The organism is Rhodobacterales bacterium HKCCA1288 (genome assembly GCA_015693905.1).
Lineage (GTDB): Bacteria > Pseudomonadota > Alphaproteobacteria > Rhodobacterales > Rhodobacteraceae > M30B80.
Genome location: CP065161.1, coordinates 1,283,561 through 1,301,480, shown reverse-complemented (window position 1 = coordinate 1,301,480; position 17,920 = coordinate 1,283,561). Strand labels below are relative to the sequence as shown.

The window sequence follows — 17,920 nt, the reverse complement described above, 5'->3', positions numbered from 1 at the left end:
TCTCGCCCGCCTCGACACTGTTGAGGAGGTATTGGCCATGCTGACACGACGCGCCTTTATCGGACAGACCGCCGCCACTCTGGGCATGGTGATGAGCGGTCGGCAGGTGCTTGCCGCCTCTCATGCGCCCGCGATCCTGACAGCGCGCGAAGCCACGGTCCAGCTTGCCCCCGACGGTTATCCGGCGACATCCATCTGGGGGTATGAGGGCCGCGCGCCCGGCCCGGCCATCCGGGTGCGCCGGGGCGAACGGGTGCAGCGGCGGCTGGTCAATGACCTGCCCGAGCCGACTTCGGTCCACTGGCACGGGATCCGCATCGACAACGCGATGGACGGGGTCTCGGGCCTGACGCAAGAGGCCGTCGCGCCGGGGCAGATCTTTGACTATGATTTCGTGGCGCCCGATGCCGGAACCTATTGGTATCACGCGCATAACCGTTCCTGGGTGCAGGTCGCCCGCGGCCTGCACGGGCCGCTGATCATTGAAGAGGCCGAACCGCCCGAGGTAGATCGCGAAGAGACCCTCGTGCTCGACGACTGGTTGCTCGATCCGGAAACGGCACTGATCGACGACAGTTTCGACCAGCCGATGATGATGAGCCATGGCGGCCGGATCGGGAACCTGATTACCACCAATGGTCAATTCGACCTTTCGATCCCGGTACAGCGGCACATGCGTCTGCGCCTGCGGCTCATCAACGCGTCGAATGCGCGGATCTTCCCGTTGCAGCTGGCCGGGTTGCGGGGCTGGACGGTCGCGCTCGACGGCATGCCGCTCGCCCAACCCGAACCTGTGGAGGACATCCTTATCCTCGCCCCGGCGCAACGCATCGATCTGATCGTCGATGTGACAGGCGAAGCGGGCGAGACCGTGCATCTCGTCCGCATCGGCAATGACAACCGACCCGCCTCGCAAGTGGCGTTTCCTGTCTCGGGCAGCACCTCGCAAGTGGCGCGCGCGGCACCGGCACCCCTGCCGCCCAATCGCGGTGACGGCATCCGGTCGCTGGCCGATGCGCGACCGTTGCGGCTCGTGATGTCGGGCGGCGCCATGGGCCGGTTGGATAGCGCTTTCCTGGGCGGAGAGCGCTTAGGCTTCCGCGCGCTTGCGGCGCGGGGACGGTTCTGGGCCTTCAACGATATGGCCGAGATGACGCAGGCCCCACTGGCCGATCTTTCGCTTGGAGAACCGGTGCGGCTGGAGATCGTTAACGAAACCGTCTTTCCCCACGCCATGCATCTTCACGGGATGCACTTCCGCGAAACCCGCGACGGCAGTCCCGTTGGCCCCATGCGCGACACGCTCCTTGTGGCCGCGCAAGAGACTCGCGAGATCGGCTTTGTGGCGGACAACCCCGGCGACTGGCTGTTTCACTGCCACATGCTCAGCCACGCCGAAAGCGGGATGATGACATGGGTGCGGGTAACATGAAGACATGGATCCTGATCGCAGCGCCGGTGGTGCTTGGCCTTGCCGGGGCCAGTGTGTGGCTGGCACTGCGCGACGCAACGCAGGCCGCTATGGATCCCACCATGCCGGTGATGCCGGCTACGGCGGACATCGCGCAAGGAGAGACGCTTTATGTCCAGAGCTGCGCGTCCTGCCACGGCGCCAACCTCGAAGGACAGCCGGATTGGCGAACGCCCGATGCGACCGGACGTCTGCCCGCGCCGCCTCACGATGAAACCGGGCATACCTGGCACCACCCCGACCGGGTCTTGTTCGAATATTCGAAGCTCGGTGGACGGGAAGCTCTGGCGCTGCAAGGGGTGGAGTTCGACAGTGGTATGCCCGCTTTCGGCGACGTCCTGACAGATCGCGAGATCTGGAACATCCTGGCCTATATCCAATCATCCTGGCCCGAGCGCGAGCGCGCAACGCAGGCCGAACGCACGGCCGCCGATCTGGCCAATGGGGGCATCTGACATGAAAAGACTGATCTCGACAATCCTGGTGGCGCTTTCATTGGCGCTGCCTGTCCAGGCAGCAGCCCAGGACCTCTCCGAAGACAGGGTGCGCGAACTGGTCCTCGAAACTATCCGCGAGAACCCCGAGATCATCATGGAGGCGGTCGCGATCCTGGAGGCCCGGCAGGTCGAGGCGCAGGCTGCGTCGCAGGCCAATGTGCTTGCCCGGGAACGCGACGCGCTGGAACGCGACCCCAATGCGCCGGTCTTGGGCAATCCGAATGGCGATGTCACGGTGGTGGAGTTCTTCGACTACAACTGTCCCTATTGCCGTCGTGCAAAGCCCGAGATTGAGGCCCTGCTCGAGGCCGATCCAAACGTTCGTCTTGTCTATCGCGAATGGCCGATCCTTGGCGAAGGGTCGGTTTTCGCCGCCCGAGCCGCGCTGGCAGCTCGCGAACAGGGGCTTTACGAAGAATTCCATTGGGCGTTGATGGGCATGAGCGGCCGCGCCGAGGAATCTTCCGTCCTTCGGATCGCGGAAGACATCGGTCTCGACGTCGCACAACTGCGCCGCGACATGGAAGCGCCGGAGATCGACGCACACATAGAATCGTCAATGCGCCTGACGCAAGCCCTTGGTATCACGGGCACGCCATCCTTCGTGATCGGTGAGGCACTTGTCCCCGGTGTCGTGGATGCGGATCAGTTGCAAGTGCTTGTCTCCGATGCGAGAGAACCGGAACAATGACCGCTGCCGGTAAGAAGGACATAACCCGGCGCCACTTCATCGTGACCGCATCAGTGCTGTTCTCGCCGTCTATCTCGGGGCCGGTTCTGGCGGATACCTGGCCGAGCGAGGCGCAGAAAAGTGCTTGGGACGCCGAAGTAACGCCGCCGTTCTTCCACTTGGAGACATCCAATCCCTGGGGCCTCCATCCGCGCTTTCTTCCACAACGGGTGGAGGCGCGGGCGGGCCTTGTATCAGGTGATATCCACGTCGATGCCATCGCCCGTTACCTCTACCACGTTGAAGACGGTGGGACGGCCATGCGCTATGGCGTGGCCATCGCCCGCGGCAATCTCTACGAGCCCGGCACCTACACGATCCGGCGCAAGGTCCGGTGGCCACACTGGACGCCAACGCGCTCGATGATCGAGCGCGATCCGGAGCTTTACGCGGATATCGCGGACGGAATGGAACCGGGTCCGACCAATCCGTTAGGTTCTCGGGCACTGTATCTCTACGTCGGAAATCGCGACACCTATCTGCGCATCCACGGCTCGCCGTATCCCCGCTCCATCGGGGGGCGTGCGAGTTCGGGCTGCGTGCGGATGGTCAATGCCCATGCCATCGCGCTCTACCCTTTGGTCGAGACCGGCGTGACAGCCTACCTGCATCCGCCCGAAGACTACGTCAGTGCACAGAGTTGAGTACAAACTTCGGGCGACCGAGAGAAGCCGGCGAACCAATTGCGCAGAAGGACCGAACTTGGGACGAAAACTCATCAAAAGCCTTGTGTTGTCGGCCCTCCTGAGCGGATGCACCACTGTCGTTGGCACCGGGGACAACAACTCCGCCGCCATCTCCGAGCAGGTTGCCGCTTTGGCCGCTCCCTATCAGGACGTCTCGACCGCACGCATTCTGCCAAGTGACGGATGTTACTGGTATCTTCACGAGGGACCCGTCGAAGCAACCCTATTACCGCTCAGAACAGCCGCCGGGCGACCGATCTGCACTGCGCGAGAGTAGAGGGCTGCGCCGTAATCGGCCTCGGTTATTCCGTCCTCGCTCGAGCTCCAGAGCCCACGACCCGGCGCCTCACCAATTCGCGATAGAGGGCGGACCGGAAGTCTTCATTCGGCAAGCCTGCGAAGAAGCTTGCCTCAGTGACAACAGCATCGCAGTGATACCGGCACTGAACACCTTACATACCCTTCACCTGGATATCTCCCCTGCCAACACCGCTCGTCCGTGCACTGCCAAGGTTGCTGAAAACCTCTGGCACCCAAACTTACTCATCACGTCGAGTACCCGCGCTTCGTAGGCAGCGTGCCCGATCAAACGACACAGGTCGGACGCGTGGAACTGGCGGTTTGCAGTCGGTGCGGCTTGCATCTGTCTCAGCAATTCGCGCTCTTTGGGGGCTGCTACCCGTTTCTGCGATGATTTCACCTCGGGACGAGGTGGAGTCGCCGGCGAATTCCGCCAACGGCGCATGAAGCCAAGCAGGAAGCCGGCCGGCACCCTGCCGTTGCCTCGGGACCGATTGAAGGCGAGGAAACGATCCCAGATGACCTGGGTGTCGACGTTCCAGCAGGGCAGTGTGGCTTTCGCCGCTTTGATGAGTTCCGCCCAACCCGTCTGAAAAACGTTCGAACTCGCGGTGATGTCGATCAGTCCTGAGAAGATAGTTTTGTTATTATACTGGGAGTCATTGAAGAACCGAGATTTGAAGGGTTGACGTTCGAGTGGGCAACGATTCAGATATGCGCATGATCCGTCCCGGTTTTCTCTCCTCTTCAGAACGGCGTGAACTTGAGGTTTGCGTGCGTAGCCAGCGCGAAGATCACGGCGTTGCACGGCGCGCCAATGCAATCCTGCTCCTTGATGACGGTAAGTCCTGTCAGGCTATCGCGGAGTTTCTGTATCTGGACGATGATACCATTCGGGGCTGGTACAAGACCTACCGAGAGGGCGGCTGGGACGCGCTTTCGACCGACGGCTGGAAGGGTGGTCAGTCCCGCATGACGACAGCTCAAGAGACGGAGCTTTGCACCTGGCTGGACGACCGCTTCTGTCGATCGACTGTCGAGATCAGGGCGTACATCGCGGCACAATATGGCGTGGACTATTCCCACTCGGGCTGCATCAAGCTTCTGTCGCGGCTGGGCTATGAATACCGGAAGCCGAAAGGGCTGCCACGCGTTGCATCTGAAGAGAAACAAGCCGAATTCATTGCGCTATACGAGCAGCTGCTGAACGGGTTGGGCGCCGATGAAGCCGTGTATTTCGCCGATGCGGTGCATCCCGAATATCAGACAAAGCCTGCGTTTGGCTGGGTCAAGGCAGGATCAAAGCCCACCGTGACAACCACCGCGGGACGCGGGCGGGTTAATATCCATGGCGCGCTCAACCTTGAGAATTTTGATGCGCCCTTTGTCGAACCAACCACCGTAGACGGGGTCAGTGCCGCCCAGCTTCTGGCCAAGATTGAGGAACGCAATCCTCTCTCGCGGATCATCTATGTCATCTGGGATAATGCGGCTTACCATAAGGGCCCGGACGTGCGCGAATTCCTCAAACGACCAGACTGCCGCATACGACTGATCCAGCTACCGCCTTATTGCCCGCACCTAAATCCGATAGAACGATTATGGGCGGTCATGCACCAATACGTCACTCACAATCGCTACTACCCCACACAAAAGAAGTTCGCAGATGCGATCCTGAGGTTCTTTCGAGAGACCCTGCCCAAAGAGTGGAAAACATTCCGTGATCAGGTGTCAGATAGCTTCAGGGTCGTCACTCACGAGGATTTTCGGGTTTTGGAGTAAGCGCGGTATAAACAAGAAAATGATGTCCAGCAGCCCTCATATCCTGGTCGTGGATGACCACAGGCAGATCCGGGAGTCGGTCACCCGGTTCCTGGAAAAAAACGGCATGCGCGCAACCGCGGCCAAGGACGCGGTCGAAATGGACGCCCAGTTGGCCTCTGGCCATTACGATCTGCTGGTGCTGGATGTGATGATGCCGGGCGAGGACGGTCTTTCCGTCTGCCGAAGGCTTGCGAGGCAATCGAGCCTCCCAATCATAATGTTGACCGCACTCGGCAAGGAGACGGACCGGATTGTAGGCCTGGAACTCGGTGCGGACGACTACCTGCCGAAGCCCTTCAACCCCCGTGAGCTTCTGGCGCGCATCAAGGCTGTGTTGCGCAGGAGTTCATCCGCCGAGAATCACGCCGGGGAACTCGCAGGAAAACGCGTGCGCTTCGCCGGCATGACGCTCGACACGGATGGACAGGCGATCGAGACGCCAGGCGGGGAACGTTTGCCGCTGACGACCGCGGACTTTCGCCTGCTGACGGTCCTCCTGGAGCGCCCCCGGAAGGTCCTGAGCCGGGATCAGCTGCTCGACCTGACCTCGGGCCGGGCCGCCGGCCCCATGGACCGGACCATCGACAACCAGATCAGCAGGCTCCGGCGCAAGATCGAGCCCGATCCCCTGCGGCCGAGGATCATCAAGACGGTCCGAAACGGCGGCTACTGCCTCGCAACGGATGTCGAGGTCGTCGAATGAGACGGCCGTTCCGAAGCCTGCGCGCACAACTGGTCATTCTGATCGTCGCCGCACTCGTCGTCGCGCAGGCTATCAGCCTGTGGCTCTTCGTGGACGAGCGCAGCCTGGCCATCCGCGCGGCGCTTGGCTTCGAGGCCGCCGGCAGGGCCGCCAACGTCGCCCGGCTCCTTGAAGAAGCGCCGCCCGACCTTCAGGCGTCGATCCTGCGTGCCGCGAACTCGCCGCTCGTCCGTTTCGAATTATCCGACGCACCGAGCGTGACCGAGCCGGACCACCACCATGCGGCGCCGGTGGAAGCCCGCGTGCGAGCACTTCTTGGCGACAGCTACAGCCGCGATATCCGTGTCCAACTCGATGATATCGAGACGCCGGTCCTGCCGCTGCCCAACCTCTCGCCGGAGATGGCGGAAATGCACCGCTCGATGATGCGGGGCGAAATGGCGGCGCTGGAGATGACGCTGTCCATTGCGCTCGCCGGAGGGCAGTGGCTGAACGTCGGGACCCGGTTCGAGCGGCCGCCGCTGCAATGGCCCCTGTTTTCCACGTTCACCTTCGCTCTGACGGCGGCGCTCATCCTCGTCACGGTGTGCTGGTTTCTGGTCACGCGCCTTACCGGGCCATTGCGCAAGCTGGCCGGTGCGGCCGAGCGGCTCGGGCGAGGTGAAGACGCGGTACCGTTGCCCCTCGTGGGTCCCGCAGAGGTCGAGGACCTGACGCGGGCGTTCAATCTGATGCAGGAACGCCTGACCAGATACGTGGCCGACAGGACGCGTGTTCTTGCCGCCGTGGGCCATGATCTGCGCTCGCCGCTTACAGCGCTCAGGGTGCGCGCCGAGATGGTGGACGACGACGAGACCCGAGAAAGCCTGATCGAGTCGATCGAGGAAATGCAGACCATGGCGGAGGCGACGTTGAGCTTCGCCGAGGACCTGACCGGAACTGAAGAGCCGCGAGAGGTCGATGTCGGTACGTTTCTTCACGACCTGGCATCCGACATGCCGGATCAGCCCAAGATCCTCGGTGGCCCCGTCGTTCATGCGCGCCTGCGCCCGGTCTCGTTTCGTCGCGCCGTGCGAAACGTCGCGGAGAACGCCCTGCGCTATGGAGGAGACGCCGACATCGCCTGGCGGGCCGAAGGCGATACCCTCGTCATCGAGATACGCGACCAGGGCCCTGGCATCCCATCCGACAAGCTCGAGCAGGTCTTCGATCCGTTCTTCCGGCTCGAAGGCTCGCGTTCGCTTGAGACCGGCGGGCATGGTCTGGGGCTCTCCATTGCCCGATCCATCGTCCGTGCGCATGGCGGCGAGATTCATCTCGCGAACCGCAGGAACGGCGGACTCGTGGCGACCATGGTCGTCCCGCTCGCAGGCAGGCGATCTCACAAGACGTCATCGGCGAAAGAGGAGTGGAAGAATGCTGAGATCGATAGCGATAATGGCGACGTTCGCCATGCTTCCGACGGCAGTGGCGGCCGATCCTCCGGCGGATTGGCAGGGGAGGTATGATCACATGATGTGGGGCGGCGGCTACGGCATGGTGGGCGGCCTGGTGATGCTTCTTTTCTGGGGCGTCGTCATCGTCTTGATCGTTCTTGCCGTGAAATGGTTCACCGACAACCAGGCCGGTGGCAATCGTGGAGGGCGCGATGCAGTCGATATTCTGCGCGAGCGCTTCGCCGCCGGCGAGATCGACGAAGAGGAATTCGAGCGCCGGAAGAAGGCGCTGGAACGCTGAAGCATCACCCCGTCGGGCCGGTCACTCGGTTCGGCTGAACTCGCGGGTTCCGGCCCGATCGAGGGCGTCCATGACTGCGTCGGCCGTCAGCAGTTCCGGCAGAACGATACCCTCCGGCGCACCCCGCCCATAGACGACGTTGAACGGGATACCGAAGCGGCCGAAGCCCTCGAGATAGCGGGAAATCGCCTCGTCCGGGCGGGTCCAGTCGGCCTGCATCGCTACGACCCCGGGAGAGCCCAACAAAGCCGCGACCGGGTCTCGGTCCAGCACAAGCGCCTTATTGGCCTTGCATGTCAGGCACCAGTCCGCCGTCACGTCGACGAAGACAATTTCCCCCGTGGAGATGCGTCGGGCGATTTCGGCCCGTTCAAACGGGAGCCAGGCAATTCCGCCCGACTCGGATGCAATGGTTCCGGGCGACGAAAGGTGATCGGACAGGGTTCCGGTGGCGAACAGCATCACGAAGGCGAGAGCGGCTGCGGTTGCACTCCGCGCCGTACCGCTCAGACCGCGCATAGATAGAACCCCGACGATGACGGCGGTCACTGCAACGGACGCGAGGGTCGCGATCGGTCCTGCAACGCCAATCATGACCCACACCAGCCAAAGAGCGGTCCCGCCAAGCAGGAGACCGAGAACCGCGCGTAGCAGGCTCATCCACCTCCCTGGTTTCGGGAGGCGCCGGACCAATCCGGGCCGCGCGGCGATGACCAGGTACGGGGCTGCCAGTCCAAGCCCGAGGAACGTGAAGACGACCGCGATGTCGATGCCGCGACCGGCCAGCGCGAAGGCGACGGCGGTTCCGAGGAAGGGGGCCGAACACGGGGTCGCGAGGATGGCTGCGAAAGCCCCCGCGGCAAAATCCCCGGACAGGCCTTGCGCTGAGCCTGCATTCGCCAGCCGCGTCTGCAGGCGAGACGGCAGCGCAATCTCGAACGCGCCCGCGAGATTGGCTGCGAATACCCCAACAACCAGCACCATCAGGGAGAGGAAGACCGGGTTCTGGAATTGAAGGCCCCATCCCACCGTGACGCCGATCTCCCGCAGCATGAAAAGAACGGCAGCGAGGCCCCACATGAATGCCATCACGCCTGCGGCCGAAGCGAGAAACCCCCGTCGGACCGCAATCCTGTCGTCGCCACCCAGCCGCATGGCGGAAGCGAGCTTGATCGACAGAACTGGAAGGACACAAGGCATCGCGTTGAGAACGAGGCCTCCAATGAACGCGGTGGCAGCGATCCAGACCAGCGCCGCAAGATCGACGCCTGAGGTCGCGACAGCGAAGGGTGGTTCAGGCGGTTCCGAAAGGGATCGGGGGGCTGCGGTGACAGCGAACCCGCCCGCGTCAGTCACTGTCACCAAGAGGTCCTGCAAAGGGCTGTCCAGCGCAGAGAGTATCGGAACGCGGGCCCAGAGGAGATATCCATCGTCGCCAAGGCGGATGTCCGGGCGGCCGAGAGAGGTAAACGGCCCAAGCTCGACAAAGATGTCCGGCGCGGTGAAGGGCGCTTCGCCCAGCAGCGAGACCACCACCGCGCTCATTGCCGGATCGACATATGCGGACACGTCGGTGATGCCCCCGGCGGACGGATCGACAGGAACCCGATCAGCAAAGGCCGTGATGCGCGCGGCGCTCGCCTCGTCGATGCCGATGCCGGTCGGCACATCGAGGGACAAGGAGAACTCCTGTGGAACGCAGATGTCCGAGCATGTGAGCAGCGTCACGTCCGCAGAAAGCCGAACCGGCGCGCCCGGTTCCTCCAGCGTTATGCGGATCGGAAAGACAACTTCGTCGTGATAGCCGAAGTTCTCGATGCCGAATGCGATGAAGCGGTCCGGCGCCGGCCACTGGAAATCGATCGACGCAATATTCTGCGATCCCGACCAGTCGATCTCCGGCGGAAAGCCAACCTCTCCGGGCGTGCGCCAGTAGGTCTTCCAGCCCTCGGCGAGATCCAGCGCCAACCCGGCCGAAAGCGTGCCGGCGCCGGGCGCAATCCCGTTCTCGACGGTCAGAAGCCGCGCGGTCACTGCCGGTGTCGTGACGGGATCCGAACTGGCGGCGCCGACTTGGGACGAGGCGGCGGAAAAGAAGATGGCCGCGAGCATGGCGCCCGCCAGAATGCGGAGACAATCTGCCTTGAAACGGGTCAGCATACCGAGGACCAGCCTTCCTCTCGCTCCAGGCTGATGATCCGGCGCAAGGTTCGATCCGACACCTCTCCCTGGATCACAGTCCGACCGACCACCATTGCAGGCGTCCCCACGAAAGCGAACAGGCGAGAGAGCGCAGCACTGATTTCAAGTTCGCGAGAGACGCTGTCGCTCTCCATGTCTGCGATCAATCGAGCATGGTCCACACCAATCCGCTCGGACAACAGGGACAAATATTCCGCGTTCGCGCGGAACGGGCTTGTCAGAAGGCTCTCGTGGAACGATACGTAGGCGTCCTGGCGCTTTGCGGCGAGCGCAGCGCGCGCTGCAAGGATCGAGGTTTCGCCAAGAAGCGGCAGCTCATGCCACTCGATGGCGACCTCTGAGCCAAGTTCGGATCCCAGTTCTGAAAGCCGCTTGGTCTGCACCCTGCAATATGGACAGTAGTAGTCGGCGAAAGACGCAATCGGGACCACGCCTTCGGATCTCGCCGCAGTCCCGAAGAGATGCGAGCACAGATCTGCACGGAGGCTGTCGGGGGTCACTCGCGCCGGTGTTTCCTCCGCTGCGCCGACGCTCAGACCCGCAAACGGATTGAAGCCCGAAGAGACGGACCCGCCCGCAACCCGTCGAAATCCCGGCGGGTCATCGAGGGGTTCAAACTCGGGCAAACCTTCGAACAGGGAAGGCAGCACGCGAAATCCGCCGACCACGGCGCCGCCTGCAACAAGCATCAAGAGAAGTGTGCGCCTGTCGGCCATCAAACCGTTCCCGAACCTTCGAAGCCATTTGCAGTCCATCACCGCCGGTAGGTCAAGGATACATACCGATACAAAAATCACTGCCTTGTCAGGTTGATGGATAGCGCGAAGCGTGTAAGAAATCCATGGGCGCCAAACCGAGCACACGACAAGATGTGAGAGCAGAATGAATTCAAAGACTGTCACGGTCGCGATCGCATTCATTGCGGTTTTCGTCGGAGTTGGCTGGTGGCTATTCGCGCCGGGCGGCAACGAGCAGAATCCAACGGCTGCCTCGGACGCAGTGGCGGTCGCACAAGGCTCGCCCATGGTCGAGGTGCAGGTGCCTGAAACACTCTCGGGGCAGGCGCAGATCGGGCAACGCGGGTTTGAGGGTCTGTGCGCCCAGTGTCATGGCGAGAACGCGGCCGGACGTCAGGGGATCGGGCCGCCGCTCGTTCACCGTATCTATGAACCCAGCCACCACGCAGATGCCGCGTTTCTTCTGGCTGCCCAGAACGGCGTGATGGCGCATCATTGGAATTTCGGGAACATGCCGCCGGTTGAAGGCGTCACGCGCGCCGATGTCATGGCCATCACGGCGTATGTCCGTGAACTGCAGCGTGCGAACGGGATCAATTGATGTGAACCGGGCATCGCACCTTGGCCAGAGCCATTCTCGTCGTCTGCGTCGTGCTGTCGATGGCCCTCTCGTCTTTGCCCGATACCGCTTCCGCAATGGGCGGAGTGTCGGAGCAAGTGGACTTGCACGACCATGCGGACGCTCATCGAGGCCATGCCGAGGATGAAAACGCAGCGGTGGACCGGCATTGTCATCCGGGGCTCGATTGCAAGACCGTATCCGTGTTTCTGAATAATCCCCGGTTCGAAATCCAAGTTGCGGAATTCGGCCATCGCTTTGCTTTGACCAGAAGCGATGGCCAAAGCGTGACGATACCTTTTGATCTACCGCCTCCCCGAAATGGGTCGTGAGCCTTGCTAGAATTTCGACCCCCGAGACGAGGAGAAACCCTATGAACATCAGACTGACGAGCATTGCTATCGCGAGTGTTGTCGCCGGTGCGGCGGCGCTGGCGCACACGGGCGCCACCGGCGTCGTCCTGAAGCGCATGGAAGGCATGAAGGCTATGGGCGATGCGGTGCAGGCCGTCGCCCCCATGATGCGCGGCGAACGCGAATACGATGCAGACGCCGTGAGGCGCGCGGCGGAAACCATCGAGGCGCATTCCGGCAGCGCCATGACGGATCTCTTCCCGGAAGGGAGCAACGGCGCACCCTCCGAGGCCCGCGATCTGATCTGGGATGAGTGGGACAGGTTCGCCGCCCTCGCTGAGCAGATGCAGGTGGCCGCACGCGGTCTCGCCCTGGCCGCAGACAACGGCCTCGCTCATGAGCAAGGTGGGATGTCTACCGGCACCATGATGGGCGGCGGCAGCATGATGGGCGGAAACGGCAGCGCCATGATGGGCAGTGGCAACGGCATGATGGGCGGCGGCATGATGAGTGGCATGACCGCCGCAGATATCGGCGCCATGCCCGCCGATGCGGCATTCGCAATGACGAGCCAGGTCTGTTCGGCCTGTCACACCCGGTTTCGCGCCGAGGACGAGTGACGATGCGCCCGGTCCTGAAATTCGGCGCAGCGGCTGCGGTGCTTGGTGTCGCGACCGTCGCTGCGCTGGCCGCATGGCCGGTTGGGGTGGAGCCGGAACCAATCGAGCTGGTCGGAGATATCGAGCGCGGGGCCTATCTGGCCCGCGCCAGCGGCTGCATTGCCTGTCACACCAACTTCGAGGACGGAGGCGCGCCGCTTGCCGGCGGCGCGCCGCTTCCAACCGATTTCGGCACGTTCTATCCGCCGAATATTACCACTGACCCCGACTTTGGCATCGGAGCGTGGACTGTCGAGGACTTTGCGCGCGCGGTGCGGCAAGGCATCGGGCCGGATGGCGCGCCCTACTATCCGACATTCACCTATCCGTTCTACGCTGACTTTTCCGACCAGGACATTGCCGACCTCTGGGCCGCATTCCAGACTGTTCCTCCGGTGGCCGAAAATGCGCCCTCGCATGACGTGATGTTCCCTTTCGATCAGCGCTGGGGTCTGAAGCTCTGGCGGGCGGCCTATCTCGATGATCCTGAGACGGAGCCGGTCGATGGGCAGAGTGAGATGTGGAACCGCGGGCGGGAACTGGTTCGGGGCGCGACGCATTGCGGCGCCTGCCATACGGAGCGGAACCTTGCGGGTGGGCGCGTGCTCGACGCCGTGTTCGCCGGCAACGATGCGCTTCCCGGCGGCAACGACGCTCCGTCGATCAGATCCCCCGACCTGATTGCGGGCGGCTGGACCGTCTCCAACCTCGCCTACGCTCTCAGAACGGGCATCACGCCCTCCGGCGACGCTTTCGGAGGCTCGATGGGAGAGGTCGTCATGTACGGGACGAGCTTCCTGACACCCGCGGATCTCGAAGCGATGGCTACATACCTGCTCGACAGCGATGTCGCCGGGATCGAGATGGCAGGTGTGCATGCGACGGAAGGCGAGGCCGACTGAGATGGCGCGATCCAATCCTGGCGTGCGCCCCCGAGGAAGATGACATGACCTACTCAAGACGCGATATCCTGAAGATCGGTGCGGCCGCGGGGTTCGCCTCGACCGCACCGTCCAATCTGTTCGCGCAGAGCAACTCGGCCGTGCCGCTGACGGCCCGCGAAGCCAGCCTGCAACTGGCGCCGCCGGACTATCCGCAGACCGCCATCTGGGGCTTTGACGGCTCCATGCCGGGACCGGTGATCCGGGTTCGGCAGGGCGGTCGTGTCACGCGCCGGCTGGTCAATGAACTGCCTCAGGCCACGTCGCTCCACTGGCACGGCGTCCGGATCGACAATGCGATGGACGGTGTCGCGGGCCTGACGCAGGAGGCCGTCGCGCCGGCTGCGTCCTTCGACATCGATTTCGTCGCGCCCGATGCCGGCACCTACTGGTACCACGCCCACAATCGCTCCGTTGAACAGGTCGCGCGCGGTCTTTACGGAGCGCTCGTGGTCGAAGAGCCGGAGGGGCCCGACGTGTATCGCGACGAGGTCCTGATCCTCGACGACTGGCTCCTGAACCCTGACACTGCCCAGATCGATCCCGACTTCACCTCGCGCCATGATCGCAGTCACGCGGGCCGGGTCGGGAACTTCATCGCGACGAACGGACAATACGGGCACAGCCTCGATGTGCGCCGCCATGAGCGGCTGCGGCTTCGCCTCGTGAACGCGGCAAATGCCAGGATCTTCGAACTGGCGCTGGCCGGCCTCGAAGGCTGGGTGATGGCGCTCGACGGCATGCCGCTGGAGGCGCCGCAGCCCGTGTCCGATACGGTTTTGCTCGGGCCGGGGCAGCGGGCCGACCTCCTTGTGGACGTCGTGGCGGAGCAAGGTGAGACGGCCTATCTGGTTCGTGTCGACAACGGTGAGGGGTTCGTTCAGTCGGCCTTCCCGGTGATCGCGGCATCGTCCGGCGCGCGCAGGGATGCCCCGCAGGCCTTGCCCCCGAACGCCAACATGGCTCGTCCGGATCTCTCACAAGCCCGGCATGTGCGCCTTCACATGGGTGGAGGCGCGATGGGCCGCCTGCAGTCGGCCCAATTCAACGGTGAGCGGAGAACCTTTCGCCAACTGGTCGATGCCAACCAGTTCTGGGCCTTCAATGACGTCATCGGCATGACAGATGACCCACTGGCCGTTCTGGCACGTGATGAGCCGGTCCGTCTTGAAATAGTCAATGACACCTCCTTTCCGCATGCCATGCACCTTCACGGAATGCACTTCCGCGAGATCGCGGCAGACGGCACGCTAGGACCGCTCCGGGATACCGTCCTGACATTCGGGGGGGAGACGCGCGAGATCGCGTTTTCGGCGCATAATCCCGGCGACTGGCTGTTTCACTGCCACATGCTTTCTCATGCCGCGTCAGGGATGACGACTTGGGTCAGGGTGACCTGATGCGGAGGAGTGTCGTCGCGGTAGCTGCTGCCGCCATCGTCTCCGTCGCGCTGGTTGCTTTCTGGTGGAAGGGCGGGGGCTCGGAGTCTGAGGCTGCAATGGTCATTCCAGAAGGTCTCGACCTGGCACAAGGTGAGGTGCTCTACGGCGAGTACTGCGCGTCCTGTCATGGCGCAAACCTGGAAGGGCAGCCTGACTGGCAAAGCCCGGGGCCCGACGGCCGGTTGCCGGCGCCCCCTCACGACGAGACCGGGCATACATGGCACCACCCCGACAGTGTCCTGTTCCAATACACGAAGCTTGGCGGCCGTGAGACGCTGGCCATGCAGGGCATCGAGTTCGACAGCGGCATGCCCGGCTTCTCCGGGCAGCTGAGCGATCAGGAAATCTGGACCATTCTCGCCTACATCCGATCGACGTGGCCGGAGCGCGCGCGTGCCGCGCAGGCTGCCCGTACGGAGGCGAGCTTCGCCAACGAAGGGAGTTGACCCAATGAAGAAATCCATTCTCTGCGCCACGGTATTGGCCGTTTTTCTGCCGATCGCCGCGTCCGCGGACGACCTGTCGGAGGATCGGGTACGCGAGCTGGTCCTCGAGACCATTCGAGAGAACCCGCAAATCGTGATGGAGGCCGTCGCCATCCTGCAACGTCAGGAGGCCGACGCACAGGCCGAGGCACAAGCGCAGGTTCTGGAGGACGAGCGCGATCTTCTCGAGCGGGATCCGAATGCGCCCGTACTCGGAAATCCTGATGGCGACGTCACCATCGTCGAGTTCTTCGACTACAACTGCCCCTACTGCAGGCGGGTAAAACCGGAGATCGAGGCTTTGCTGGCCGCCGATCCAAACGTTCGGCTCGTCTATCGCGAGTGGCCCATTCTGGGCGAGGGATCTGTTTTTGCAGCGCGGGCCGCACTCGCCGCACGCGAACAGGACCTTTATGAGGAATTCCACTGGGCTCTGATGGGGATGAACGGCCGGGCGGAGGAGGCAGCCGTCATGCGGGTGGCCGAAGAAGTCGGGCTCGATCTCGTGCAGCTCCGTCGGGACATGGCGGCGCCCGAGATCGAAGAGCATATCGCAACCTCCATGCGCCTTAGCCAGGCTCTGGGGTTCAACGGCACTCCGTCCTTCGTGATCGGTGAGGCGCTCGTTCCGGGTCTCGTCGAACAGGAGCAGTTGCAGGCCTTGGTCGCGCAGGTGCGTGACGGGTCCGAATGACCGCAAGCCTGCGATCGACTGACCGGAGTTACGCGCGATGCTGACCCGCCGCCATTTCATCGCTTCTACGGCCGCTTTGTTCTCGCCGCCCATCACCGGTCCGCTGGTTGCCAGCACCTGGCCGAGCGAGGCACAGAAAGCGGAATGGGATGCGCAGGTCACGCCTGTGAACTACGATCCGGCCGCGTCGAACCCCTGGGGCCTTCATCCGCGCTTCCTGCCAACCCGGGTGATCGCAAACGATGGTTTGAGACCGGGCGACATCCATGTCGACGCGGTCGCGCGCTACCTTTACCACATCGAAGAAGGCGGAACGGCCATGCGCTATGGAGTGGCTATCGGGCGCGGCGACCTTTATGAGCCTGGCACCTACGCGATCCGTCGCAAGGTCCGCTGGCCGCACTGGACGCCCACCCGTTCCATGATCGAGCGAGAGCCCGATCTTTATGCGCAGTACGAAGACGGGATGGAGCCCGGACCGAGCAACGCTTTGGGATCTCGCGCGCTCTATCTATATGTGGGCGAACGGGACACTTATCTTCGTATCCATGGTACACCGTATCCAAGATCGATCGGATCGAGAGCCAGCTCGGGCTGCGTCCGAATGGTCATGGCGCATATCAACGGACTCTTCGATCAAGTCGCAATCGGTGTCACTGCGCGTCTTTACCCGGCCGAAAATTCCCTCGGCTCAAGGACCTGAAGTGTCCGGCGCTCAAGGGCCACGAGCGGACGTGAGCCCGTTCTACCGTGCCAGCGCCAAAATTAATCAGCCGGAAACTGCCGGGCTGGATGCTGTGCAGATCGGGCGACCCTCCACCGTTCGAAGTGGCAGAAGGGTCGTTTCAACGGGCCCAGAGTGGAGATACCAGTAGCATCCGTCTTCCGTACGAAGGCGGGCCGTCGCGAGATCCTGGTAAGGGGCCGCGATCTGGATGACGGCTTCGGGCACCGGCGCTTCAGCCCGTTCAGTTCCGCGGCCTCCCTGATCGAACGAAGGCGAACATCCGCCAAGGACCAATACCAGACTTCCTTGCGCCAGATGTCTCGACTTCACGCGTACTGCCCTCTGCCAGTAGATTTTTGTTGTTCCCAGAGTGAACAATCTGGCCACGGGTAGCAACGATGGCCATATGAATTTCGCGTTATGCGTGGCCCAATCCTCAACCGGGCTGCGTCATTGCATCAGCTGGATGATTGGAGCGCGGACACAAGATAGCCGATGCCGGTCAAAAGCACGACGACTGCACCGAAGAGCACGAGCGACAAGAACACAGCGATTCCCCGAGAACGGCTATGCGCAAATGATCGGCCCTGCGCGAGCCAACCCTCGATCACGGAGACATAGAGTGGAATTGCGCTGACCAGCGTCGCGTAGAGATAGACCCCCGAGATATTCTCGAAGAAAGCCGAGCGCGCGAGGGTGGGTGCGACGACGCGGATGGCCGTTGCGCGACTGCCTCCGAAAGACCCGAACCAATCAGCGGAAAGCACGTAGATCAAGATGTGCAGCACAATGAAGGCAACGAGCCTTGCGGCGACGTCAAGGAACAGGACCAAGCCTGGTCGTCGCTCAAGGTTTCCGCGCGCGTTGGTCGAGGCGTAGAGGAAGAAGGCGAGATAATTCACAACGAAGGCGACGGGTAGCCCGTTGGTGACAACCTGGCGCAGGAACCGCTCGAGCGCCTGTTGGTTCTCGGACAATGCGGTCGCGAAGCCTGGCGTCAGCGCGACGAAGATCGCAAGGAGCGGCAGCAGCCCTGCGAGGCTGACAAGCATGGTGTTCCATGCAAACCGCGAGAACGGCATTTCGAGTGAGAAGAAGCGCTGCATCCTTGTG

18 protein-coding genes are annotated in these 17,920 nt (G+C 62.8%); 15 read left to right on the top strand and 3 right to left on the bottom strand.

Going from position 1 to position 17,920, the window contains the following annotated elements; genetic code table 11:
- Window positions 1–37: 37 nt before the first annotated feature.
- The 8 genes from I3V23_06345 (at window position 38) to I3V23_06310 (ending at window position 7,948) form a co-directional block, all read left to right on the top strand.
- Window positions 38–1,432, top strand: coding sequence for a multicopper oxidase family protein (locus I3V23_06345; GenBank protein ID QPI86570.1), 1,395 nt, complete (start codon window positions 38–40; stop codon window positions 1,430–1,432).
- Entirely contained in the window at window positions 1,414–1,926 is a 513-nt protein-coding gene (locus tag I3V23_06340; GenBank protein ID QPI86569.1) for a cytochrome c, read from the top strand. Before I3V23_06345 ends, I3V23_06340 begins: the two co-directional genes overlap by 19 nt.
- A gap of 1 nt (window position 1,927) precedes the next feature.
- Window positions 1,928–2,659, top strand: a complete 732-nt coding sequence (locus I3V23_06335; protein QPI86568.1) for a DsbA family protein — start codon at window positions 1,928–1,930, stop codon at window positions 2,657–2,659.
- A complete protein-coding gene (locus tag I3V23_06330; protein ID QPI86567.1) occupies window positions 2,656–3,342 on the top strand; it encodes a L,D-transpeptidase in 687 nt (228 codons plus the stop codon). Before I3V23_06335 ends, I3V23_06330 begins: the two co-directional genes overlap by 4 nt.
- Before the next feature lie 1,062 nt (window positions 3,343–4,404).
- On the top strand, window positions 4,405–5,466 hold the full coding sequence (locus I3V23_06325) for an IS630 family transposase (protein ID QPI86721.1): 1,062 nt from the start codon (window positions 4,405–4,407) through the stop codon (window positions 5,464–5,466).
- A 22-nt stretch (window positions 5,467–5,488) separates the two neighbouring features.
- Complete coding sequence (locus I3V23_06320; protein QPI86566.1) at window positions 5,489–6,211, top strand: response regulator; 723 nt, start codon at window positions 5,489–5,491, stop codon at window positions 6,209–6,211.
- Window positions 6,208–7,719 (top strand): HAMP domain-containing protein, encoded by a 1,512-nt coding sequence (locus I3V23_06315; GenBank protein ID QPI86565.1) that lies wholly within the window; start codon window positions 6,208–6,210, stop codon window positions 7,717–7,719. Before I3V23_06320 ends, I3V23_06315 begins: the two co-directional genes overlap by 4 nt.
- Window positions 7,720–7,726: 7 nt before the next feature.
- Window positions 7,727–7,948, top strand: coding sequence for an SHOCT domain-containing protein (locus I3V23_06310; GenBank protein QPI86720.1), 222 nt, complete (start codon window positions 7,727–7,729; stop codon window positions 7,946–7,948).
- A gap of 21 nt (window positions 7,949–7,969) precedes the next feature.
- Here the strand turns inward: I3V23_06310 and I3V23_06305 are convergent, their stop codons facing one another.
- Window positions 7,970–10,060 carry a thioredoxin family protein gene (locus I3V23_06305; protein ID QPI86719.1) on the bottom strand — a complete coding sequence of 697 codons (2,091 nt, stop codon included), beginning with the start codon at window positions 10,058–10,060 and terminating at the stop codon, window positions 7,970–7,972.
- Window positions 10,061–10,101: 41 nt separating this feature from the next.
- Window positions 10,102–10,869, bottom strand: coding sequence for a DsbA family protein (locus I3V23_06300; protein QPI86718.1), 768 nt, complete (start codon window positions 10,867–10,869; stop codon window positions 10,102–10,104).
- Window positions 10,870–11,032: 163 nt separating this feature from the next.
- On the opposite strand from I3V23_06300, the gene I3V23_06295 reads away from it, so the two are divergent.
- The 7 genes from I3V23_06295 to I3V23_06265 all read left to right on the top strand — a co-directional run bounded on the left by I3V23_06295 (window position 11,033) and on the right by I3V23_06265 (window position 16,783).
- Window positions 11,033–11,488 (top strand): cytochrome c, encoded by a 456-nt coding sequence (locus I3V23_06295; protein QPI86564.1) that lies wholly within the window; start codon window positions 11,033–11,035, stop codon window positions 11,486–11,488.
- A gap of 391 nt (window positions 11,489–11,879) precedes the next feature.
- A complete protein-coding gene (locus I3V23_06290; protein ID QPI86563.1) occupies window positions 11,880–12,479 on the top strand; it encodes a cytochrome c in 600 nt (199 codons plus the stop codon).
- Window positions 12,480–12,481: 2 nt separating this feature from the next.
- Entirely contained in the window at window positions 12,482–13,420 is a 939-nt protein-coding gene (locus I3V23_06285) for a cytochrome c (protein ID QPI86562.1), read from the top strand.
- Window positions 13,421–13,464: 44 nt separating this feature from the next.
- The gene (locus I3V23_06280) at window positions 13,465–14,859 is read left to right on the top strand and encodes a multicopper oxidase family protein (GenBank protein ID QPI86561.1); all 1,395 of its coding nucleotides are present in this window, start codon (window positions 13,465–13,467) and stop codon (window positions 14,857–14,859) included.
- Window positions 14,859–15,347 carry a cytochrome c gene (locus tag I3V23_06275; GenBank protein QPI86717.1) on the top strand — a complete coding sequence of 163 codons (489 nt, stop codon included), beginning with the start codon at window positions 14,859–14,861 and terminating at the stop codon, window positions 15,345–15,347. Before I3V23_06280 ends, I3V23_06275 begins: the two co-directional genes overlap by 1 nt.
- A gap of 4 nt (window positions 15,348–15,351) precedes the next feature.
- On the top strand, window positions 15,352–16,080 hold the full coding sequence (locus tag I3V23_06270) for a thioredoxin domain-containing protein (GenBank protein ID QPI86560.1): 729 nt from the start codon (window positions 15,352–15,354) through the stop codon (window positions 16,078–16,080).
- 37 nt (window positions 16,081–16,117) lie between these two features.
- Window positions 16,118–16,783: a L,D-transpeptidase gene (locus I3V23_06265; protein ID QPI86559.1), complete on the top strand. Its 666-nt coding sequence runs from the start codon at window positions 16,118–16,120 to the stop codon at window positions 16,781–16,783.
- Window positions 16,784–17,265: 482 nt separating this feature from the next.
- Here the strand turns inward: I3V23_06265 and I3V23_06260 are convergent, their stop codons facing one another.
- Window positions 17,266–17,913 (bottom strand): hypothetical protein, encoded by a 648-nt coding sequence (locus tag I3V23_06260; GenBank protein ID QPI86558.1) that lies wholly within the window; start codon window positions 17,911–17,913, stop codon window positions 17,266–17,268.
- Window positions 17,914–17,920 lie beyond the last annotated feature (7 nt).